This window comes from Nocardia sichangensis (assembly GCF_047200615.1).
Taxonomy (GTDB): domain Bacteria; phylum Actinomycetota; class Actinomycetes; order Mycobacteriales; family Mycobacteriaceae; genus Nocardia; species Nocardia sichangensis.
The window spans coordinates 217353-239277 of the sequence record NZ_JBJZOK010000002.1 but is presented as its reverse complement, the minus strand read 5'-3'; the positions used below and the strand labels follow the sequence as shown (position 1 = coordinate 239277).

The window sequence follows — 21925 nt, the reverse complement described above, 5'->3', positions numbered from 1 at the left end:
CGGCTCCTGGTTCAGTTGTGACGCGGCGGGAAATTTCTCTACCGAAGGTCTAGCGTAACGCGCCACGAGAGTGTAAAGGACCAGCGGTCTCGGAGTCCGCACGCCACGGCCGATGCTCGTCCGGCGACGCCCCGCGAGTCTGGCACGATAGTGCCGTGCCCATCCGCCTTCCCGCCCCGCCGCGTGCCGGGCGCACTACCGGCATGCCCTCCGACCGGCACGAGCCCCGCCGCGCCGCCCTGGATCGTCGCAGCGCGCTACGTCTCGCCGGCGGCGGAACGGCCGGGGTGCTCGCCCTCGGCGCGCTGGTCGGCTGCACCGGTGACGACGTGGTCCACGAGCCGGATCCGCTTGCCGCACAAGAGGTCGCGGCCCGCTCCGACGCCGCGGCGGCGACCGCGGCCATCGCCGTCGCGCCCGACCGGCACGCCGCGTTGGCGGCGATCGCGGCCGAGCGCACCGCCCACGCCGACGCCTTGCGCACCGAGATCGACCGCGCGATCGGCGTCTACGCCGACGGCACCAAACCGGCGCACCGCACCCGCGCCGGTGCGTCCGGCCCGTCGGCCGTGGCTTCGGGCAGCGCCGTGCCGCCCACCGCGCCGCCGAGCGTCGAGACGCTGCGCACGCAGCTCACCGCCTCCCAGAAATCGGCGGCCGAACTCGCCCGCGCCCTGACCGGCTATCGGGCCGGTCTGCTCGCTTCGATCAGCGCGGCCTGCGCGGTGCAGACGGGGGTGTTGCTGGCATGACCGAGGACGAACGCCGAGCGCTCATCGGCGCGCTGAACGCCGAATACGGCGCGGTGTACGCCTACGGGGTGATCGCCGCCTACGCCTCCTCCGAGCGCACCAGGCTGGTCGCCGAGCACACCGCCGCGCACCGGGCTCGCCGCGACACCACGGTGGACGCCCTCGCTCTGGGCGGCGCGACGGCGCCGCCGCCGGACGCGGCCTACACGGTGCCGTTCGCCGTGACCGATCCGATCTCGGCCGCCAAGCTGGCCGTGACGGTCGAGTCCGACACCGCCGTGGCCTGGCGGTCGGTGGTCGAGCGCGGTGACTCCATGGCTATCCGGCGCACCGGTGTCGAAGCGCTCACCGAGGCCGCCGTCCGGCTGGCCGCGTGGCAGTCGATTCTCGGCGCGAATCCGCCCACGGTCGCGTTTCCTGGCAAAGCCTGACCCGTCGACCTGATCGACTGCCCGAGATCTGATGCGCCGCAAAGGAGACGACGCGAACGGCGGCCGCGGGCGACCCGGGCCGCCGTTCGCTCGACAACCGACCTACGGCCGCATCTCGTACGCGCCGTCGTAGGACGCGACCTCGGCCCACACCCGGTCGAAGCGCGGGCGATCGGCGACCGGCGGCCGCAACGCGGATGCCGCCCAGCCCTGCTGGTCCGGCGTGGCCGACGGCTTGCCGTACAGTGCGGTGGCGTAGCCGTTGAAGTCGCGGACCTGGAAGTCGAAGATCTGGTCGATCAGGTCGCGGTCCAAGCCGGTGATCGCGGCCTGCTCCAGAATCAGCTGGCCGTAGACCACCAGGGAGAACAGGTGGCCGATGGTCAGCATGAAGTCCAGGTCCTTCTGCTGCGCGGCGTCCGGTGCCGCCGTGGTCAGCAGCGTGCGCAGCGCCTGCGCCTGCTCGTAGAACCGGCTCACATTCGGGATGTCGGCGTGCTTGTCGTAGATCGGCGCCCAGTCGGCGAAGCGCACCTTGCCCGCGCCCCGCGCCGGGCCCTGGCGCCAGAAGAACGCGTCGTCGGCCGCGTCCTGCCGGGTGCCGATCTCCGGGTAGTCCTGCGGGTCGAACAGATAGTTGGGCATGAACTTCAGGATCTGCCCGACGTTCACGTGCACCGTGCCCTCGAGCCGGGGCAGCGTGCTGATCAGCCGTTGCACCTCGGCGAAGTAGGTGTTCTTCTCGAATCCCTTGGCGGCCAGCACATCCAGCAGCAGCGTCATGACGGTTTCGCCCTCGGAGGTCACCTTGGACTTCGTCATCGGGTTGAACAGCAGGTACCTGCGATCCTCCAGGCTCGCGCCGCGGAAGTAGTCGATCGCGCGGTCGCTGAACAGCTTCATCGCGATGATGCGCGCGTAGGCGTCGACGAAATTCGCCCGCACGTGCGGGAATTCGGTGACCGGGTTGCCGTAGAGGACGCGGTTGTTCGCATGGGTGATCGCCTCGTAGAAGGAGTGCTCGACCATGCCGATCCCGCCGTGGCACAGATTGAACTTGCCCACGTTCACGGTGTTCAGCGCCGCGGAGAACGCCTCGGGGCCGGTGTGCAGGATGTCCTCTGCGCGCACCGGGTAGTTCTCCAGCCGGAAGGTGCTCACGTACATCTGCTGGTGCACGACGTTGCCGAGCAGGCGATAGTTCTCGTGCCGGGAGTCGGCGGCGAACCAGACGTACGCGTCGGCGCCTTCGAGGTCGGCGCGGCGGGAGAACACCGACACCATGCTGGCCACATTGCCGTTGCCGATGTAGTACTTCTCGCCGTTGGCGCGGAAGAGGATTCCGGCTTCGGCGTCCGCGCTTCCCGGCTCGGTCGGGGTCAGCACCAGGTCGGTGTTGTAGATGTCGGCGCCGTGGGTCTGCTCGGACAGACCGAACGCCATCACCTCACCCGCGGCCAGGTCGGCGGCCGCGCGCTTCTTGGCCGCCTCGTTGTCGCTCTGCCAGATCGGGCCGAGACCGAGGATGGTCACCTGCTCGGCGTACCAGTACGCCAGACCGTAGAAGCCGAAGATCTCCGACAGCGCCGCGTTGCGCGCGGCGTCCCAGCGGCGGTCCGGATCACCGTCGGCGTACGCCGCGGGGGTCAGGAAGGTGGCGAACAACTTCTCCTTCTTCACGAAGTCGAGGAAGTCCGCGGTCCACACCGCATTCGCGTCGTCGGCGAGCAGACGCTGCTTGCCCCGCCCCTCGAACCACTCGATCGTGGCGCGCAGCAGGCGCCGCGTCTCGGCGTCGAACTGCTGCGGATCATAGGTGGCGGGGTTGAACAACCGCACGTCGGTGTTTGTCATGCGGGTTAACTTACCAGCGGGTAACAGCAGCGTGGACGAGGTCTGCGGATCTGTGACCAGCGAATTCAGGTTACGGTCGCGTAGGTGGACACCGTCCCCGTTCCCGCGTGCGCATTCTCCTGCGGCCTTCGTGCCGATAGCGAACGGCCCCCGGCATTTTCTGCCGGGGGCCGTTCGGGGAAACGAGTCAGCCGCGAACTCTGGCCACCACCGCGTCCACCGCGGAGGCGGCGGGCAGTTCCTCGGTCTCGCCGGTGAAGCGGTCGCGCAGTTCGACCTTGCCCTCGGCCCAGCCGCGGCCGATCACCAGCACCAGCGGCATGCCGAGCAGCTCGGCGTCCTTGAACTTCACGCCCGGCGAGGCGGTGCGATCGTCGAAGAGCACGTCCAAGCCCTGCGCGTGCAGGCCGGACACCACCTCTTCGGCGCCCGCGCGGGCCGCGTCGTCCTTGTTCGCGATGACGACGTGCACGTCGTAGGGCGCGACCGCCGCGGGCCAGCGCAGCCCCTTGTCGTCGTGCTGCTGCTCGGCGATCACCGCGACCATGCGGGAGACGCCGATGCCGTAGGACCCCATGGTCAGCCGCACCGGCTTGCCGTTCTCACCGAGCACGTCCACCTCGAACGCGTCGGTGTACTTGTTGCCGAGCTGGAAGATGTGGCCGATCTCGATGCCGCGCGCCGCCACCAGGGTGCCGCGCCCGTCGGGCGAGGGGTCGCCGTCACGGACCTCGGCGGCCTCGATGGTGCCGTCCGGGACGAAGTCGCGGCCCGCGACCAGGCCGACGACGTGCCTGCCCGGCTCGTCGGCGCCGGTGATCCAGCTGGTGCCGGTGCCGACGCGGGGATCGACCAGGTACCGAATGCCGTTGGCCTGCAACGCCTTCGGGCCGATGTAGCCCTTGACCAGGAACGGATTCTCGGCGAAGTCCGCTTCGGTGAGCAGCTCGACCTCAGCCGGTTCGACCGAGGCGCCGAGGCGCTTGTCGTCGACCTCGCGGTCACCGGGGACGCCGATGCCGACGATCTCGGTCTTCCCGTCCGGGTGGCGCAATTTGACCATCACGTTCTTCAAGGTGTCGGCCGCGGTGACGGGGCGACCGTAGCGCTCGGCGATGCCCGCGCCGTTGGCCCAGTCCACCAGCGTCGCGATGGTGGGAGTGTCCGGGGTGTCGTGCACGACCGCCTCGGGCTGTCCTTCGATGGGCAGCGGTTCGGGAGCGGGCGTGACCACCGCCTCCACGTTGGCCGCGTAGCCGGATTCCGGGCAGCGCACGTAGGTGTCCTCGCCGACCGGGCTGTCGGCCAGGAACTCCTCCGACGCGCTGCCGCCCATCGCGCCCGAGGTGGCGGCCACGATGACGTACTTGACCCGCAGCCGGTCGAAGATGCGCTGGTAGGCCTGGCGGTGCGCGTGATAGCTGGCCTTGAGGCCGTCCTCGTCCAGATCGAAGGAGTAGGAGTCCTTCATCACGAACTCGCGCCCGCGCAGGATGCCCGCCCGCGGGCGCTCCTCGTCGCGATACTTGGTCTGGATCTGGTACAGCGTGACCGGCAGGTCCTTGTAGGAGCTGTACTCGCCCTTCACGGTGAGCGCGAAGAGCTCCTCGTGGGTGGGCCCGAGCAGGTAGTCCGCGCCCTTGCGGTCGCGCAGCCGGAACAGGCCGTCGCCGTATTCGGTCCACCGGTTGGTGGTCTCGTACGGTTCGCGTGGCAGCAGCGCGGGTAGCGAGATCTCCTGCCCCCCGATCGCGTCCATCTCCGCGCGCACCACGTCCTCGACCTTGCGCAGCACACGCAGGCCCAGCGGCAGCCACGAGTAGACACCCGGGGCGACGCGGCGCACGTAGCCGGCACGGACCAAGAGTTTGTGGCTGGGCACCTCCGCGTCGGCGGGATCGTCGCGGAGAGTGCGCAGGAACAGGCGGGAGAGGCGGGTGATCACGGAAGCACAGGGTAGTCGCTGGCCGGACGCAGGTCCCAGCGCATTACCGTATTCGTTCGTGCTGGTCCTGCTGCCTCCCTCCGAAACCAAGTCCGACGGCGGCGCCGGGGCGCCGCTCACCCTGGACTCGCTGGCGATGCCGCAGCTCACGGCGGTGCGCGCCCGGCTGATCGAGGAAGTGGTGCGGCTGGCGGCCGACCCGGAACGCTCCCGGCACGCGCTCGGCCTCGGCAAGGGGGCCGACGGCGAGATCGCCCGCAACGCCGCGCTGCGCACCTCGCCGACGCGGCCCGCGCTGGAGCGCTACACCGGCGTGCTCTACGACGCGCTCGACGCGCGCTCGTTCACCAAGGCGCAGCGGGCCAAGGCGGATGCCCGGCTCGGTATCGGCTCCGCGTTGTTCGGCGCGGTCCGCGCCGGTGACCCGATTCCCGCGTACCGTCTGTCCGGCGGCTCGAAACTACCCGGGCTACCTACTCTTTCGGCCGTCTGGCGCGACGAACTCGCGGCGGCGCTGCACGCCGAGGCGGCGGGCGAACTCGTCGTCGACCTGCGCTCGGGCACCTATCAGCAGTTGGGGCGGGTGCCCGGCGCGATCACCGCCAACGTCCTCACCGAGCATCCGGATGGGTCGCGCACGGTGGTGAGTCATTTCAACAAACACCACAAGGGTCTGCTGGCGCGTGCCCTCGTGCTCACCAGGGCCGAACCAGCCGACGTGCGGGGCGTCGCACGGGTGGCGGCCAAAGCGGGGTTGCGAGCCGAGATCGCCTCTGCCACCGAACTTCTGATAATCACCTGAGCGCGTCCGGCTGTTCCGTGGTGAGCGCGGCGAGTTCGGCCGCGAGGTTGGCTCGGGCCCAGTCTCACGCGAACCGCGGTCGCGCGACAACGGCGTGGCGACCGGGATCACCCCTGACCCGGGCCCGCCGTGAGATCACGGATCAACAGCGCGGTGTGCAGGGAGGTGCGGGACTCGCCGTGGTCGAGATCGACTTCGAGGATGCGCGCGATGCGGGCGAGCCGTTCGTAGAGGGTGGGGCGGCTGATTCCGAGCCTGCGGGCGAGTTCGGTCTTGTTGCCCGCGAGATCGAGGAACTGCCGCAGCGTGCGGGTCAGATCCGCGTCGTGGCGGATGTCGTAGCGCAGCAGCGCGCTCAGCTCGGTCTCGGCGAAGCGCTGCACGCCCGGCTCCGCCCGGATCAGCGACAGCAGTCCGCGTAGCCGCACGTCGCCGCTGCGATAGAACGGCCGAGACGCCGAAGTTCGCAGCGAGAGCGCGACTTCCGCGACGTGCGCGGCGTGCGGGAGGCCGTGGGCGGTGTCCAGCAGTGTGTCGGATACCGCGCCCGCGCCGATCACCACTCCGCGCACGCCGTCGACGCGCCGGACCTCGCCGAGCATCGCGGCGCACGCGGCGGCCAATGCCTCGTCCGGATCACCGGCCCGGGGCAGCGCGACGATCAACGACACCCGGTCGCCCGGCTCGGTGGCGACCAGCGCGGTCACCTTGGCCAGCCCCAGCCCGTGCGTCACCGCGTCCACGATGCCCGCCGTGCGGCGCTGACCCGCCAGCGGATCGGACTCGGCCGCCGCGGCGACCTCGACGGCCAGCGGCACGTAGACGGCACGGCGAGCCAACCCGAGCGCGGCGGCGCGCGCGAGGGCGTCGCGCTCGTCCAGTCTGCCGTTGACCAGGTCGTCGATCAGTCCGGTCTGCGCCTGGCGGTGCAGGCCGAAGCGATCCCGCTCGATCATGCGGTGCAACGTCAGCGTCTGGGCGGCGCGTTCGAGCACCATGCGCGCCCGTGCGGTCGGCACGCCGTCGGCGCGCAGGATCAACCGTCCCCAGCGCTGCGGGTGCGGGCCGACGGCCACCGCGTTCCAGTCGTCCGGCAGCAGGCGGGAGGTGGCCTCCCAGTTCTCCAGCACCGCCGAGGCGGACGCGTGGCGCGCGGACAGGGCGAGCACCCGGTGCGCCAGGTCCTCCAGCACCACCGAGGCGTCGAGCATCGCCGCCGCGGTCTGCACGATCTCGGCCAGCGCGGCGCGACGCACACTCAGCTCCGTGAACGTCTCGTGCACGGTGCGCGCGAACTCCACTTCCGCGTACTGCTCGGCGACGATCACCCGGTGCACCGCCTCGGTGATCTCCACGAATCGGGTCACCCGGTGCAGCGCGATCAAAGGAAGCCCCAGCGCGTCGGCCGTCGCCCCGACAGCGGGCGACACCTCGGGCACGTGGTCGCCCAGTTCGACCACCAGTCCCGACACGCCCGCACCGGCCAGCGCGGTCAGATACCGCGTCGTCGCCGCATCGCCGTGGCTCATGGGCTGCCCGGTGGTCAAGATCAGCTCGCCGCCGACCAGCAGATGCGCCACGTCGGCCACCTCGCTCACGTGCACCCAGCGCACCGGCCGCGCCAGCGATCCCCCGCCGACGACCTCCGGTTCACCGGCACGCAGCACCGGCATCGCCAGCACATCGGCGACGGAGAGGAGCATTGACGAATCGTAATACTCGCTCCCGAATTCCTTACTGATCGTCGGCACATCGAGAAGGGTGTATGCCGGACAGTGGTAGTCAGGCCGCGTTCTCGCCCCCGATCCGGTCCAGGCGGGAACCACGGCACCGCCGATGCTCACCGATCGAATCGAGGAGACATGCAAACCATCGCGCACTGGCTCGACGGCAAAGCTTTCGCGGGCACCAGCCAGACGACGGCCCCGGTGACCAACCCCGGCGACCGGCGAAGTGACGGGACAGGTCGCGCTGGCGACCGTCGCCGATACCCGCGCGGCCATCGATTCCGCCGCGAAGGCCTTCCCGGCTTGGCGGGACACCTCGCTGACCCGGCGCACCCAGATCCTGTTCCGGTTCCGTGAGCTGCTGAACGAACGCAAGGAGGAGCTGGCCCGGCTGATCACCGCCGAACACGGCAAGGTCGTCGCCGATGCCGTCGGCGAGGTGAGCCGCGGCCTGGAAGTCGTCGAATTCGCCTGCGGCATACCGCATCTGCTCCAGGGCGGCTACACCGAGAACGCCTCGACCAAGGTCGACATCTTCTCCATCCGCCAGCCGCTCGGACCGGTCGCGATCATCTCGCCGTTCAACTTTCCCGCGATGGTTCCGATGTGGTTCTTCCCGATCGCCATCGCAGCGGGCAACACGGTGGTGCTCAAACCGAGCGAGAAGGACCCGTCCCCGTCGCTGTGGCTGGCGCGGCTGTGGGCCGAAGCCGAACTGCCCGCGGGGGTGTTCACCGTGCTGCAAGGCGACAAGGTGGCGGTCGACGAACTGCTGGACAACCCGGGCGTCAAGGCCGTCTCGTTCGTCGGCTCGACGCCGATCGCCCGGTACGTCTACCAGCGCGGCACCGCCGCGGGCAAGCGGGTGCAGGCGCTCGGCGGCGCGAAGAACCACATGGTGGTACTGCCGGACGCGGACCTGGAACTGGCCGCCGACGCCGCGGTGAACGCCGGGTTCGGCTCGGCGGGCGAGCGGTGCATGGCGATCAGCGTGGTGGTCGCCGTGGGCGGGGCGGGCGACGCGCTGGTCGGCAAGATCGCCGAGCGGGCCGGGACCATCAAGACCGGCGACGGCACCCGGGGCGCCGACATGGGCCCGCTGGTCACCCGGGCGCACCGCGACCGGGTCGCCGAGTACATCGCGGCCGGTGAATCCGCCGGAGCCACCGTGGTTCTCGACGGCCGGGGCGTCGAAGCGGACGGCGCGGCCGACGGCTTCTGGCTCGGTCCGACGATTCTGGACCGGGTCACCACCGACATGAGCGTCTACACCGACGAGATCTTCGGACCCGTGCTGTCGGTGGTGCGCGCCGACAGCTACGACGACGCGCTGGCGCTGATCAACGCCAACCCCTACGGCAACGGCACCGCCCTGTTCACCAACGACGGCGGCGCGGCGCGGCGCTTCCACAACGAGGTCGAAGTCGGGATGGTCGGCATCAACGTGTCGATCCCGGTTCCGATGTCCTACTAGCTTCGGCGGCTGGAAGAACTCGCTGTTCGGCGACGCGCACGCGCACGGCGCCGACGGCGTGCGGTTCTTCACCCGCACCAAAGCGGTCACCACCCGCTGGCTCGATCCCAGCCACGGTGGACTGAACCTCGGCTTCCCCCGGAACAGGTAGGCGGACGCGATGACAGAAAGCAAGGCCCGGGCGTCGGTCGACCGGGCCGACGACCTCGATCGCAGGCACGTCTTCCACTCCTGGTCGGCGCAGGCGCATCGGGACCTCATGACGATCACCGCGGCGGCGGGTTGCTACGTGTGGGACGGCGAGGGCAACCGACTGCTCGACTTCTCCTCGCAGATGGTCAACACCAACATCGGCCACCAGCACCCGAAGGTCGTCGCGGCCGTGCAGCAGCAGGCGGCGAAGCTGTGCACCGTCGCGCCGCAGCACGTCAACGAGGCCCGTTCGGAGGCGGCGCGGCTCATCGCCGAGCGCACTCCCGGCGACCTCGACCGGATCTTCTTCACCAACGGCGGCGCCGACGCCGTCGAGCACGCGGTGCGGATGGCGCGGCTGCACACCGGCCGCTACAAGGTGCTCTCGCGTTATCGCTCCTACCACGGCGGCACCGAGACCGCGATCAACCTGACCGGCGACCCGCGGCGCTGGCCCAACGACCACGGCAACAGCGGCGTGGTCCATTTCTTCGGACCGTTCTTGTACCGCAGCCAGTTCCACGCGACCACCGAGGCCGAGGAAGCCGAGCGCGCGCTCGCACATCTCGAGCAGACCATCGCGTTCGAGGGTCCGGAGACGATCGCGGCGATCGTGCTCGAAACGGTCCCCGGCACCGCGGGCATCATGGTCCCGCCGCCGGGATACCTGGCCGGCGTGCGGGCCCTGTGCGACGCGTACGGGATCGTGTTCATCGCCGATGAGGTGATGTGCGGCTTCGGCCGGACCGGCAAATGGTTCGCCCTCGAGCATTTCGACGGCGTCGTGCCGGACCTGCTCACCTTCGCCAAGGGCGTGAACTCCGGATACGTGCCGCTGGGCGGGGTCGCGATCGGTCCGGCCATCGCCGCGACCTTCGCCGACCGGGCCTACCCCGGCGGGCTCACCTACTCGGGGCATCCGCTGGCCACGGCCGCGGCGGTGGCCACCATCACCGCGATGCGCGAGGAGTGGATCGTGGAGAACGCCGCCGACATCGGCGCCCGCGTGCTCGGACCGGGCCTGCGGGAACTCGCGCAACGCCATCCCAGCGTCGGCGAAGTGCGCGGCCTGGGCGTGTTCTGGGCGGTCGAGCTGGTCCGCGACCGGGAAACCCGCGAGCCGCTGGCACCGTACGGCGGCTCGAGCCCGGCGATGACCGAACTGGTCGCGGCATGCCGGGCGGCCGGGTTGCTGCCGCTGGTGAACTTCAACCGGCTGCACGTCGTGCCGCCGTGCGTGCTCACCGAGACCGAGGCGAAGGAGGGGCTGGCGATTCTGGACCACGCGTTGGCGGCGGCGGACCGGCACACCGTCTGAGTGACAGCGTCTTTCGCGGCCGACGGGAATGCGGGGCCGTCTGGCGCTGTTCGCTCAGAGCGTGACCACTACCGCTGAGTTCTCCGACGAACTGAAGAAGTACCTGGACGAAGAGAAGGTCTTCGCCACCGCGGCCACGATCGGCCCCAACGGGCAGCCGCACCTGACCGTGATCTGGCTGAAGCGCGACGGCAACGACCTGCTCTTCTCCACCACGACAGATCGCCAGCAGAGCAAGAACCTCGCGCGCGACCCGCGCATCACCGTGCTGATCAATCCGCCGGACAACCCGTACGTCTACGCGGAGATCCGGGGCAGCGCGACCCTCACGCCCGATCCGGAGAAGACGCTGCCCAACGAGCTGTCGGCGAAGTACACCGGACAGAAGTACGTGGACTTCAACCCCGCCTCCGTCAACGACGGCCCGCGCGTCATCGTGCGCGTGACACCCCGTCGAGTAGCGGGGAGGTTCTGAGTTCAGGCCTGCTGGGCTTCTTCTTGGGCGTGCTGGGCCATGGCCAGTTGCTGCGGGGTGAAGCGCAGGGTCAGGGCGACCAGCCCGGCCGCGAACGCGGCGAAGGCGCAGACGAACAGCACCAGGGTGTAGCCGTTGCCGAGCGCGGCGATCTCCGCGGACGTCATCCCGGCCACCTTCTCGGTGCGGCCGCCGAGCGAGAGGGTGCGGGAGGCGGCGATCGGGGTGAGCAGGCCGATGGCCACGGGAGTGGCAAGGTTCATGAACATCTGCCCGACCGCGGCCAGCGGGCCGATATTGGCGGGCGGCACGCCGACCAGCACGCACAGCGGTGCGAGCACCATGGCGATGCCGACGCCGAAGCCGATCACCACCAGCAGCGGCAGCAGCGTGGCGAAGTACATGACCTCGCCGTCGAGGGTGGAGCCGAACAGCAGTCCGACACCGAGCACCACGGCCGCGCCCGCGAGCAGCCAGCGCGGCGCGATGTACAGCGCGGCCTTGGAGGCCACCGCGCCGCCGATGCCGATGCCGACGGTGAACGGAATCGCCGCGACGCCCGCCTTGAGCGGCCCGTACCCGATGACGTTCTGCATGAACTGGGCGACGAAGAAGGTCATCGCGCCCAGCACGCCACCGGCCAGGAAGATCAGCAGGAAGGTGGCGACGCGGTCACGGCTGTCGAACAGCGACCACGGCAGCAGCGGGTCGTCCACCCGCCGTTCCAGCGCCACGAAGACGATCAGCAGCACGACGCCCGCGATCAGCGAACCGATGATCGCCGGGTGCCCCCACCCCATCTCCGGCCCCTCGGTCGCGCCGAACACGATCGACGCGCAGGCGAAGGTGCCGAGCACCGCGCCGGGGATGTCGAGGGCCGAACGGTGATGTTCGGTGTCGGCGAGCTTGTAGGCCGCGCCGAGGATGATCAGCGCGCCGATCGGGACGTTGATCAGGAAGATCCACCGCCACGACAACTGGGTCAGCGCGCCGCCGACCACGAGGCCGCCGACGGAGCCGATGCCGACCATCGACCCGACGATCGCGATCGCCTGGTTGCGTGCCTTGCCCGGCGCGAAGGTCGTCGCCACGAGCGCGAACGCGGTCGGCGCCGCGACGGCCGCGCCCGCGCCCTGGAAGGCCCGCGCGGCGAGCAGCATCGCCTGGTTCTGCGCCAATCCGCACAACAGCGAGGCCAGCGTGAACACCGCGACACCGACCACGAGCATGCGCTTGCGGCCGAACGCGTCACCGAGCCTGCCGCCGAGCAGCATCAGACCCGCGAAGGTGAGCCCGTAGGAGGTCACCGTCCACGCGCTGCCCGCGCTGGACAACCCCATTTCCTCTTGCAGCCGCGGCAGCGCGAAGATCACGACCGTGCCGTCGAGCACGACCATGAGCTGCAATCCGCTCAGGACTAGGATCGCGAGCCCGAAGGCCCGCTGCGTCACTGGATACTGCATCGTCGCAGCGGGGTTCCGAAGCACAGTGAGTCACTGTAATTGATGCCGCTGCCGTATTTGTCCGCCCACCGGCCCGGCCGGGTACACGACGGGGAGCGCGCCCTGTGATCCGGGCGGCCCGAAAGGTCTCCGGCTCGTCCACTCCAGTGCCAGCCCTCGGTCGACTGAGCGACCTGCTGTGCGGCACGTCGCGGGGCGGATCGGGCGCCGGCCCGCGAGCGACGACGCGCGCACTCGGCGGGCGGCCACCGGCACAGGTGCCACCGCGACCGGGACGGGCGGCGGTCGACGCGGACATGGTCTCGCGGAATCGGATCGCCGCACCGCCGCGGACGCTAGCCCGCCGCGGAGTCGGCGTGCGGAACGAGCGCGTCGGCGGAGAAACCGGCGGTCGGGCCGATCACCACGATCGCGGGTGGGCGGATGCCCTCGGCGCGAACCCGGGCGGCCACCGTGCCGAGATCGGCGCGCAGCACGCGCTGCGTGCGCAGCGTGCCCTCCTGGATGACGGTGGCGGGGGTACCCTCCGGACGACCGCCCTCCAGCAGCGCGGCGGCGAATTGTTCGATCCGCTCCACCGCCATCATCAGCACCAGGGTGCCGCGCAGCCGGGCCAGTGCGGGCCAGTCCACCAGCGAATCCGGGTGATCCGGCGCGACGTGCCCGCTCACCACCACGAACTCGTGGGTGACGCCGCGATGGGTCACCGGGATACCCGCCGCGGCGGGCACCGAGATGGGACTGGTGACGCCGGGCACCACCGTGACCGGGACCCCGGCGGCCACACAGGCCTCCAGCTCCTCGTACCCGCGCCCGAACACGTACGGGTCGCCGCCCTTGAGCCGCACCACGAACTTGCCCGCCTTCGCGCCTTCGATCAGCGCGTTGTTGATCGCTTCCTGCGCCATCGCCCGTCCGTACGGGATCTTGGCGGCGTCGACCACCTCGACCTCGGGCCCGAGCTCGGCGAGCAGTTCCGGCGGCGCGAGCCGGTCGGCCACCACCAGATCCGCCCTGGCCAGCAGCCGCCGTCCGCGCACGGTGATCAGGTCGGGATCACCGGGCCCACCGCCCACCAGGGCGACACCGGGCGCGATCGGCGTCGAGTCGTCGCTCACGACACCGGATTGCAGGGCTTCCAGCAACGCGTTGCGCACGGCCGCCGAGCGCCGGTGCTGCCCGCTCGCGAGCACACCGAGGGTGAGCCCGTCGTAGCGCGCGGTGGCCGGGGTGACCGCCGTGCCCAGCCGTGCCGTGTCGGCCCGCACGCAGAAGACCCGCCGCCGGGTCGCCTCCGCCACCACCGCCGCGTTGGTCTCGGGTTCGTCGGTGCACGCGATCGCGTACCAGGCGCCGTCGAGGTCGCCGTCGGCGTAATCGCGCAGCGTGACGGTGATCTGCCCGGAGCTCGCCATTCCCTCGACCGCCGGCGTGACGGCACGACTCACGACGTGGACGTCCGCGCCGGAGGCGATCAGCAGGCCCAGCCTGCGCTGCGCCACCGACCCACCGCCGACCACGACGACACGCCGTCCGTGCAGATCGAGCCCGACCAGGTAGTTCGGGTCGCCGGTGGGCTGCTCTTGCGTTGCGTCTGACGTGTTCGGCACAAGTTTCGAGCCTACGGCGTGACCGTCGGGCACCGGCAATCGACCGGCACGCCCGCACGGACGACGCAACGACCGCGCGGCCGGGAAAACCTACTGCGACCAGCGGTAACAAGCGATTCGGCGGTCCGCGGCGGTAGGTTGCGGTGTAGTCGTCCAGCTCGGAAAGGCGGACCGATGAAGCAGCCGACACCGGCACGACTGCTCGACGTGGCCTACGACGAGGCGCTGCGCGGGCTCGCCGAGGGCGGGATCCCGATCGGCGCCGCCCTCTTCGACGCGGGCGGCACCCTGCTCGGGCGTGGCCGCAACCGCCGGGTGCAGTCCGGCGACCCCAGCATGCACGCCGAGACCGACGCCTTCCGCGCGGCGGGACGTCGCCGCGATTACCGCGACACCATCATGGTCACCACGCTTTCGCCGTGCTGGTATTGCAGCGGCCTGGTCCGTCAGTTCGGCATCGGCTCGGTGGTGGTCGGGGAGTCGCAGACCTTCTCCGGCGGGCACGAATGGCTCGCCGGGCACGGCGTCGCCGTCACCGTCCTGGAAGACCGGCGCTGCATCGACCTGATGACCCGCTTCATCGCCGAGCATCCCGCGCTGTGGCACGAGGACATCGGATTCGCCGACGATCTCGAGGCTTGACCCGAGCCGCGGGCGGCTCAGCGGAAATACGGATATTCCTGCACCCAATGAAAACCACGGCTGCGCAATGGGAAGTCCTCGAGCGCGACGGAGGTCAGCGCCACCGAGACCGGCTGTCCGGCGAGCGTGCCCGTCAAGGTCAGCCGTTCGGGCGCGGGCCGGTCGAAGCCGAAACTGCCCAGCGGTTGCGGTCCCCCGCCGACGGCCGTCGGCGGCGCGGCCATGACAAGCGTGCGCGCGCCGGGATCGACCATGGCGAGCACCGGGACCAACTGACCGTCCATTCGTTGCACGGTCGCCCCGTCCCGGTCGAAGACGATTTTCTGCCAACGTAATTGATCGGTGCTCAACGGTGGAAGCGGTTTGCCGTCCACGCTGAAGTCGGTGACCGCCCAGATGCCGTACAGCGGAGGTTCCGGCCGCCCGGCTCCCTCTTCGTTCCACCTTTCCCAGCCGGTGTAGGCGTTCGAGAACACCAGCCACACCCCGAGCGCGATCTGCGCCGCGGCCGCGATCCGACGGGCCCGGGGCGAGTGCAGCAACGGCGGTGTCGTCGACGGTCCGGTGGGCCGGTCCAGTACGAGCGCGTTCGCCAGACGCCCGGCCTCCGGAACGAGCAGCACCAGGCACAGCAACATCAGGTGGAACGACAGGATTTTCGCGGGCACGTCGTAGGTCATGTCCAGCACGAACACCTGTGTCGTGCATACCAAGGCGAGCATGGCGCCCACCAGCGCGGTGCGCGGTACGAACAGCAGCACACCGGCGAGCAGTTCTGCCGAGCCCAGCAGGATCTCGTACTGCGGCGACACCCCGATGTGGTTCCAGAGCACCGCCATCGGACTGAAGTTCCCGTAGGGCTCGAGCAATCGGCTCAGCGGTGTGGGCGGCATCTGGGTCAGGACGGCCTTCGCCATGCCGTAGGAGACCAGCTGCCCCGCCAGGCACAAACGCACGAACAGCAGGAACCACGGTTGCACGGCGCGGTAATGCGGCCGCTGCCGATCCAGCACGCTCCAGAGCAGGGTTCCGAACACCGCGGCCACCAGGACGACGAACACCAGCACCCAGAAGTACGCCTGGTCACCGCTGATCGAAGCGGTGTTCGCCGCGACGGACGCGCCGAACACGCGCGTCCCGACCCCCTCCACCACCGGACGCAGCGCGCGGGCCGCGCCGTAGTTCACCCAGTCCGGCAGCCATTCGCGCGTCAGTCCGAGGAACTCCGGGACGATCGACGGATACGCCAGGCAGAACAGTCCGAAGTACAGGAAGCCGAAACGGAACGTCACCCGGGTCGCCCCGCTCCACGGCCGGACTCCGGCGTCCTCCGCGCTAGCGGCGGCGTCTGTCCGATCCAGGATCGCTTCGGTCACGACGGCCCTCCAGTCCGAGTCGATGCAGACCGAAGGTATCGAAAAGAGCCGTGGCCGTAGGGGATTTCAGCGGAAGTACGGGTATTCCTGAACGAAGTGGAATCCCCGGCCGCGCAGCGGGAAGGAATTCAGGTCCATCCGGTCCAGCGACAGGGTCACCGGCGTTCCGTTCAGCTCACCCGTCAACGACAGCGTGTCGGTACCGGGTCGGGTGAAGGTGAAGGCGCCGAGGCGGGCGGGCGGAGCGCCTGCCGACTGGGGAGCCTCCGACAGAACAATGGTGTGCGCGGCCTCGTCGACCACTGCCACGACGGGCACGAACGAGTCGTCCATCTTCTGCACGGTCGTGCCATGGCGGTCGAAGACGAGCCGCCGCCAGCGGCCCTCGTCGGTGAGCAGCGGCGGCGCCGGATGCCCGTCCCTGGTGAACTCGCCGACGGTCCAGATGCCGTAGAGCGCGGGCTTCGGCGCGCCGTCACCCGACTCGCGCCAGGTGTGCCAGCCGATGTACACACCGCCGATCAGCACCCACAGGCCCAGAGCCACTTGCGCCGCCGCCGCGATCCGGTTCGCGCGGCGGGAACCGAACAGCGGCGGCTGCGCGGCCGGTTCGGACGGGCGTTCCAGCACGAGCAGGTTCGCCAACCGCCCGGCCTGCGGTGCCAGCACCACCAGCGAGAGCAGCAGCAAGTGGAACGAGAGGATCTTTACCGGCACGTCGTAGGTCATGTTCAGCACGAAGACCTGCGCCATGCTCACCAGACTGAGCAACGCGCCCGCCGTCGCGGTGCGCGGGAGGAACAGCAGCAGGCCACCGAGCACCTCGGCCGTACCGAGCAGGATTTCGTACATGGGCGCGGCGCCGACCTGGTTCCAGAGCACCGACGCCGGGCTCATCGTCCCGTACGGTTGCAGCAGCGCGGTCAGCGAAGGCGCGGGCATCTGCGACGGAATCGCCTTGGCCAGACCGTAGAAGAGCATTTGGCCGCCCAGGCACAGCCGGATGAACACCAGGAACCAGTTGCGCAGTGCCGTGTGGTCCCGGCGGCGGCGATCGAGGATCGACCAGACGATCGTGATCAGCGCCGCGGCGACGAGTTCGCAGAAGATCAGCAGCCAGATCGCGGCCTGGTCGCCGCTGCCCGAATTCTCGCGCAAGACGGCTTCGACCCCGAAGACACGCTCGCCGACCCACCCGACCAGCGGGCTCGTCGTGCGCATCTGCCACAGGATCGCGCTCTCGGGCAGCCACTTGCTCAGTATCCCGGTGAAGACGAAGAGGATCTGGGCGAACAGCAGGCAGAACAGACCGAAGTACGCGAAGACGAAGCGGAACGCGATCCGGGCCGGCAGGCTCCACGGCCGCCGCTCGCCACCGGTTCGCGCCTCGCCGCTCGTCAGGACTTCCATTTCGACGGTACGCACACCGCTCCCCTCGCAGGCCGACAGATTGGCCAGCCGAAAGTATCCGACCAGGTCATGGGATGACCTCCGGGAAAACCCTGGATTTCCGGGTACTTCTTTCGGCCTACGTGCCCGCCGCACCGAGCGGCGCCGGGATTCGTTCCCGGTTCCGGCCCGTCAATAACTAGAACGCGTTACAGTCGCGTATCCCGGCGCACCGCCAGCGGTGCACCCGGGCCGCACGTGTCAGGAGGACAACGATGACCGACGATCCGGACCCGGCACAGCGACAGCAGCTGACCGTCAGCGAACGCGACCTGGACACGCTCGCCGGGAACCTGGCGCGCTGGCTGAACGCGAAGGTCGCCGCGGACGAGTTGCCGCGCATCTCGGATCTGTCGCGTCCACAGTCCGGCGGCATGTCCAGCACCTCGATTTTGTTCGACGCCGAATGGACCGTCGGGGGTCGGGCGGAGCGCGGGTCGTTCGTGGCGCGGATGGCGCCCGAGACCGGATCGTTCCCGGTCTTCGAGACCTACGACCTGGCCACCCAGTACCAGGTGATGGCCGGCGTCGCCGCGGCCACCGACGTGCCGGTGCCGGGCCTGTGCTGGCTGGAGAACGACGAAAAGCCGCTCGGCGCACCGTTCTTCGTCATGCGCCGGGTGGACGGACGGGTGCCTACGGACAACCCGCCGTACGTGTTCATCGGCTGGCTGTTCGATGCCGATCCCGCCGACCGCCTTCGGCTCACCCACAACACCGTCGAGGTGATCGCGAAGATCCACGGCATCCCCGACCCGGCTGCGCACTTCCCGATGCTGAGCGGGCCGGGTGACTCGCTGCGCAGGCACGTCGCCGCGCAGCGCTCCTGGTACCGGTGGGCGCTCGCGGACGACGGCTACGAGATCCCACTCATCGAGCGAAGTTTCACCTGGCTGGAGGAGCACTGGCCCGCCGACCCCGGTCCGGATGTGCTCACTTGGGGCGACGCCCGCCCGGGCAACATCATCTACCGCGAATTCGACCCGGTGGCGGTACTGGACTGGGAGATGGCCGCCCTCGGGCCGCGGGAACTCGACCTGGGCTGGGTGATCTTCATCCACCGGTTCTTCCAGGACCTGGCCACCCGCTTCGGGCAGCCGGGGCTCCCCGATTTCCTCCGCCGCGACGACGTGGTGTCGAAATACGAGGAGCTGACCGGTCACACGGTGCGCGATCTCGATTTCTACCTCGTGTACGCCGCGCTGCGGCACGCGATCGTGATGGCGCGGGTGAAACGCAGGATGATCCACTTCGGCGAGGACACCGACACGCCGGACCGCGACGACTACGTCATGCACCGGGCAAGCCTGGAAGCGCTGCTCGACGGAACCTACGAATGGGACTGATCATGCCTGTGCCCTTGGACGAGTACCCGATCCACCAGACCCCGCTGTCGCTGGCCCGGGTGGCCAGTAGCGATCGGAACTTCTACGACCGCAGCTACTTCAACGCGCACGACCGCGACGGCGGCACGTTCCTGATCACCGGTCTCGGCGTGTACCCCAACCTCGGGGTGACCGACGCCTACGCCGCCGTCCGGCGCGGCGACACGGTGCGCGCGGTGCGCTTCTCCGACGCGCTCGGCGACCGGAGCCTCGACCAGCGCGTCGGCGGCTACCGCGTCGAAGTGATCGAACCGCTGCGGCGCATCCGGGTGGTCTGCGAGCACGACGATCTCGGCTTCGACCTGACCTGGACCGGGGCCTTCCCCGCCGTGCAGGAACAACCGCACCAGATCCTCGCGGGCAACCGGCCGATCATCGACGCGTCCCGATTCGCGCAGGTCGGCTCGTGGGCGGGAACGCTGCACGTGGACGGCGACGACATCATGGTCGACCCGGCGGTGTGGACCGGGACCAGGGATCGTTCGTGGGGCATCCGCCCGGTCGGCGAGACCGAGCCGCCCGGACGCGCGGCCGCCGAGCCCTCGGGCGGATTCTGGTGGCTGTACGTGCCGCTGCGGTTCGACGACTTCGCCGTCGTGGTCATCGTGCAGGAGGAGCCGGACGGCAGGCGCACCCTCAACGACGCGACCCGGATCTGGCCGGACGGGCGCACCGAACAGCTCGGCTGGCCCCGCATCGCCATCGACTATCGTTCCGGCACCAGGCTTCCCGTCGGGGCGCGACTGGAGCTGACCACGCCGGACGGCAAACCCCTGGAGATCGAGATCACGCCGGGCACGGGCGTTCCCTTGCACGTCGGATGCGGCTACGGCGGCGATCCCGACTGGCAGCACGGCCAGTGGAAAGGCCGCGACTGGTCCTCCTCCAGCCGCTACGACCTCACCGACCCTGGGATCGCCGCCCGCATCCCCTACGGCGTCACCGACCACGTGGCCCGCGCCCGCTGCGGCGACGCCGAAGGCTGGGGCCTGTTCGAGCACGCCAGCATCGGCCGCCACGACCCCACCGGCTTCGCCGACTGGGGCTCGGTCGCTCCCTGAAACAGGGGCCGGAGCAGGGTCGAACGGCTCTATCGCTCATACAGCGCTGCAGCGAGCACCACGCCGTGCACGACGCGCTTGGACAGCACCAGCGGCCCGCCTTCGGCGGCGAGCAGTGCCGCGGCCTCCGCGACGCTGGCCGTGCCGATGGCGGCACGCGTCCGGTCTCCCGGGTTCGGGACGGTGACCGCCGCCAGTTCGTCGGCGGAGTAGGACCGTAGCGGCACCCTGAGGTCAGCGGCGACCGCGCGCAGTCCGGGTTCGGCGGAGCGCCGCGTGATGGTGGCGAGGCACACGATCCGATGGTCGCCTACGCCCTCGTGCAGGGCAGCGCGAATCGTGCGGGCCGAAGTGCGCGGTCGCAGGCCGATGCCGACGACGATCTCAGCGGACGGCACGGGAACTCGCGAAACGCACTGTCTCCGTCACGAATCGACGCACCGCCTGGGGATTCCCCGCCGGATGTGTATGCAGGTACGAGGCATGCACGTTGCCGCTGAGCGCCCCTTCCTGGACGCGCTCTCCCGCGCTTCCCCGCCATCCCCACGCCGGATTCCGTGGCGGCGCGGACACCACGCGCGTGCGGTGGAATTCGTGCCCACGGACCCGTTCCCCGGCCCGCCACAACGGCGAGTCGGCGAGCGCGACGGCGTCTCGGTAACCGAGCGTCAGGCGCGGCCCGAACGCGGCGTCGGCCTCCACCACTCCGGCCATCGGGTGCCCGTCCAGCGAACGGGTCAGATACAGCAGCCCGGCGCATTCGGCATGGACCGGCATCCCGTGGCGTGCGGCTTCGGCCACCGCCCGCAACAGGCCGGAATTGGCGGCCAGCTCCGCGGCGTGCTCCTCGGGGAAGCCACCTGGCAGCACCAACCCTGCTGTCCCGGCAGGCAATTCGTCGTGCAGCGGATCGAAGACGACCACTTGTGCCCCCGCGGCCGTCAGCAACTCGCGGTGCTCGGCATAGCCGAACGTGAACGCCGGGCCACCCGCCACGGCGATCAGCGGACCCTCCCGATCGGCGGGTCCGCCGATGACGATCGCGCCGTCCGTGCTTTCGTCGGCTCGCGAGATACCACCAGGCTCCGTGGAGACGCGCGAGTCCCGATCACCGCCGACAAATGTCGTCGCCGCCATGTCACCGGCTTCACCGAGCGACGCCGCGGTGTCCTCTATCCCTTCGAGCCCACGCACGGCCGCGGCGGGATCCCACGCGGGTCTCGCCACCGACGAGCGAGCGAGTGCGGCGACGGCGTGCAGGTCCACATGCGCGGCGACGAGGTCCGTCATCGCCGCCACCGCCGCTGTCGCGGCAGAACCGTGTTCCACGGCCGGGATCAAGCCGAGATGCCGGGAAGGCACCTCGAGTTCGGCCAGGCGCGGCAACGACCCGAGCACCGGCAACCCGACGCGATCGCAGGCGGCGCGCAGCACTTGCTCGTGCCGTTCGCTGCCGACCCGATTCAGGATCACACCGCCGAGCCGGACGCCGCTGTCGAAGGTCGCGAATCCGTGCAGCAGCGCCGCCAGGCTCTGGCTGTGCCCGCGCGCGTCCACCACCAGCACCACCGGCGCCCCGAGCAGAGCCGCGACCTGCGCCGTCGAACCCTCCGCCACCGCGCCGGAATAGTGTTCATCGATCCGCCCGTCGAACAGCCCCATCACGCCCTCGACCACGGCGAGATCGCACCCCCACGCGCCGTGCCGGTACAACGGCACAACCCGTTCCTCCCCCACCAGCACCGGATCCAGATTCCTCCCCGGCCGCCCCGCCGCCAACCCGTGATATCCCGGATCGATGTAATCCGGCCCCACCTTGAACGGCGCCACCCGATGCCCCACCCGCCGCAACGCCCCCACCAACCCGGTCGCCACCGTCGTCTTGCCGCTCCCCGACGCCGGCGCCGCCACCACAACGGCTCTCATCCCCGCCTCCGCTTCACGAGTGGCGCACCCTCGTGCGGCCCTC

Annotated in this window: 17 protein-coding genes and 1 pseudogene; 9 read left to right on the top strand and 9 right to left on the bottom strand. The window is 70.1% G+C overall.

Annotated elements, in window-relative coordinates; translation table 11 throughout:
* Positions 1-155 precede the first annotated feature (155 nt).
* Together ACL03I_RS03590 and ACL03I_RS03585 are read left to right on the top strand one after the other, a co-directional pair.
* Entirely contained in the window at positions 156-752 is a 597-nt protein-coding gene (locus tag ACL03I_RS03590) for a hypothetical protein (RefSeq protein ID WP_412805137.1), read from the top strand.
* Positions 749-1183, top strand: a complete 435-nt coding sequence (locus ACL03I_RS03585) for a ferritin-like domain-containing protein (RefSeq protein ID WP_355070081.1) — start codon at positions 749-751, stop codon at positions 1181-1183. Before ACL03I_RS03590 ends, ACL03I_RS03585 begins: the two co-directional genes overlap by 4 nt.
* A gap of 102 nt (positions 1184-1285) precedes the next feature.
* Here the strand turns inward: ACL03I_RS03585 and ACL03I_RS03580 are convergent, their stop codons facing one another.
* Both ACL03I_RS03580 and ACL03I_RS03575 read right to left on the bottom strand, forming a co-directional pair.
* On the bottom strand, positions 1286-3037 hold the full coding sequence (locus tag ACL03I_RS03580; RefSeq protein WP_355070079.1) for an acyl-CoA dehydrogenase family protein: 1752 nt from the start codon (positions 3035-3037) through the stop codon (positions 1286-1288).
* 187 nt (positions 3038-3224) lie between these two features.
* Entirely contained in the window at positions 3225-4982 is a 1758-nt protein-coding gene (locus tag ACL03I_RS03575) for a proline--tRNA ligase (RefSeq protein WP_355070077.1), read from the bottom strand.
* 58 nt (positions 4983-5040) lie between these two features.
* On the opposite strand from ACL03I_RS03575, the gene yaaA reads away from it, so the two are divergent.
* Positions 5041-5784: a peroxide stress protein YaaA gene (gene yaaA, locus ACL03I_RS03570; RefSeq protein ID WP_356961402.1), complete on the top strand. Its 744-nt coding sequence runs from the start codon at positions 5041-5043 to the stop codon at positions 5782-5784.
* Positions 5785-5891: 107 nt separating this feature from the next.
* Here yaaA and ACL03I_RS03565 read toward each other — a convergent pair whose 3' ends face one another.
* Entirely contained in the window at positions 5892-7487 is a 1596-nt protein-coding gene (locus tag ACL03I_RS03565; protein WP_412805136.1) for a PucR family transcriptional regulator, read from the bottom strand.
* Positions 7488-7646: 159 nt separating this feature from the next.
* Here ACL03I_RS03565 and ACL03I_RS03560 point away from each other — a divergent pair.
* The 3 genes and pseudogenes from ACL03I_RS03560 to ACL03I_RS03550 all read left to right on the top strand — a co-directional run bounded on the left by ACL03I_RS03560 (position 7647) and on the right by ACL03I_RS03550 (position 10970).
* Positions 7647-9136 (top strand): annotated as a pseudogene (locus ACL03I_RS03560) (CoA-acylating methylmalonate-semialdehyde dehydrogenase).
* Positions 9137-9145: 9 nt separating this feature from the next.
* Complete coding sequence (locus ACL03I_RS03555) at positions 9146-10495, top strand: aspartate aminotransferase family protein (RefSeq protein ID WP_397275646.1); 1350 nt, start codon at positions 9146-9148, stop codon at positions 10493-10495.
* Positions 10496-10556: 61 nt separating this feature from the next.
* Entirely contained in the window at positions 10557-10970 is a 414-nt protein-coding gene (locus tag ACL03I_RS03550) for a PPOX class F420-dependent oxidoreductase (RefSeq protein ID WP_412805135.1), read from the top strand.
* Between the two features lie 2 nt (positions 10971-10972).
* Here ACL03I_RS03550 and ACL03I_RS03545 read toward each other — a convergent pair whose 3' ends face one another.
* Both ACL03I_RS03545 and cobA read right to left on the bottom strand, forming a co-directional pair.
* The gene (locus ACL03I_RS03545) at positions 10973-12433 is read right to left on the bottom strand and encodes an MFS transporter (RefSeq protein ID WP_355070065.1); all 1461 of its coding nucleotides are present in this window, start codon (positions 12431-12433) and stop codon (positions 10973-10975) included.
* Positions 12434-12768: 335 nt separating this feature from the next.
* Complete coding sequence (gene cobA, locus ACL03I_RS03540; protein WP_412805134.1) at positions 12769-14043, bottom strand: uroporphyrinogen-III C-methyltransferase; 1275 nt, start codon at positions 14041-14043, stop codon at positions 12769-12771.
* A gap of 198 nt (positions 14044-14241) precedes the next feature.
* On the opposite strand from cobA, the gene ACL03I_RS03535 reads away from it, so the two are divergent.
* Positions 14242-14685 (top strand): nucleoside deaminase, encoded by a 444-nt coding sequence (locus tag ACL03I_RS03535; protein WP_355070998.1) that lies wholly within the window; start codon positions 14242-14244, stop codon positions 14683-14685.
* 17 nt (positions 14686-14702) lie between these two features.
* Here the strand turns inward: ACL03I_RS03535 and ACL03I_RS03530 are convergent, their stop codons facing one another.
* Entirely contained in the window at positions 14703-16061 is a 1359-nt protein-coding gene (locus tag ACL03I_RS03530; RefSeq protein WP_412805133.1) for a DoxX family protein, read from the bottom strand.
* Between the two features lie 66 nt (positions 16062-16127).
* Positions 16128-17486, bottom strand: coding sequence for a DoxX family protein (locus ACL03I_RS03525; protein ID WP_412805132.1), 1359 nt, complete (start codon positions 17484-17486; stop codon positions 16128-16130).
* 239 nt (positions 17487-17725) lie between these two features.
* Here ACL03I_RS03525 and ACL03I_RS03520 point away from each other — a divergent pair, with 239 nt between their 5' ends.
* Entirely contained in the window at positions 17726-18856 is a 1131-nt protein-coding gene (locus ACL03I_RS03520; RefSeq protein WP_412805131.1) for a phosphotransferase family protein, read from the top strand.
* 2 nt (positions 18857-18858) lie between these two features.
* Positions 18859-19956: a DUF7064 domain-containing protein gene (locus ACL03I_RS03515; RefSeq protein WP_412805130.1), complete on the top strand. Its 1098-nt coding sequence runs from the start codon at positions 18859-18861 to the stop codon at positions 19954-19956.
* Positions 19957-19985: 29 nt separating this feature from the next.
* On the opposite strand, the gene ACL03I_RS03510 is transcribed toward ACL03I_RS03515, so the two are convergent.
* On the bottom strand, positions 19986-20354 hold the full coding sequence (locus ACL03I_RS03510) for a cobalamin biosynthesis protein (RefSeq protein WP_412805129.1): 369 nt from the start codon (positions 20352-20354) through the stop codon (positions 19986-19988).
* Positions 20341-21882 (bottom strand): cobyrinate a,c-diamide synthase, encoded by a 1542-nt coding sequence (locus tag ACL03I_RS03505; protein ID WP_412805128.1) that lies wholly within the window; start codon positions 21880-21882, stop codon positions 20341-20343. The genes ACL03I_RS03510 and ACL03I_RS03505 overlap by 14 nt, the downstream gene beginning before the upstream one ends.
* Between the last annotated feature and the right edge of the window lie 43 nt (positions 21883-21925).

Bases quoted from the DNA above. Each gene is read 5' to 3' on its own strand.
- ACL03I_RS03585 (WP_355070081.1), top strand. From the start codon at position 749: ATGACCGAGGACGAACGCCGAGCGCTCATCGGCGCGCTGAACGCCGAA.
- ACL03I_RS03580 (WP_355070079.1), bottom strand. From the start codon at position 3,037: ATGACAAACACCGACGTGCGGTTGTTCAACCCCGCCACCTATGATCCG.
- ACL03I_RS03565 (WP_412805136.1), bottom strand. From the start codon at position 7,487: ATGCTCCTCTCCGTCGCCGATGTGCTGGCGATGCCGGTGCTGCGTGCC.
- ACL03I_RS03555 (WP_397275646.1), top strand. From the start codon at position 9,146: ATGACAGAAAGCAAGGCCCGGGCGTCGGTCGACCGGGCCGACGACCTC.
- ACL03I_RS03545 (WP_355070065.1), bottom strand. From the start codon at position 12,433: ATGCAGTATCCAGTGACGCAGCGGGCCTTCGGGCTCGCGATCCTAGTC.
- ACL03I_RS03520 (WP_412805131.1), top strand. From the start codon at position 17,726: ATGACCGACGATCCGGACCCGGCACAGCGACAGCAGCTGACCGTCAGC.
- ACL03I_RS03515 (WP_412805130.1), top strand. From the start codon at position 18,859: ATGCCTGTGCCCTTGGACGAGTACCCGATCCACCAGACCCCGCTGTCG.
- ACL03I_RS03505 (WP_412805128.1), bottom strand. From the start codon at position 21,882: ATGAGAGCCGTTGTGGTGGCGGCGCCGGCGTCGGGGAGCGGCAAGACG.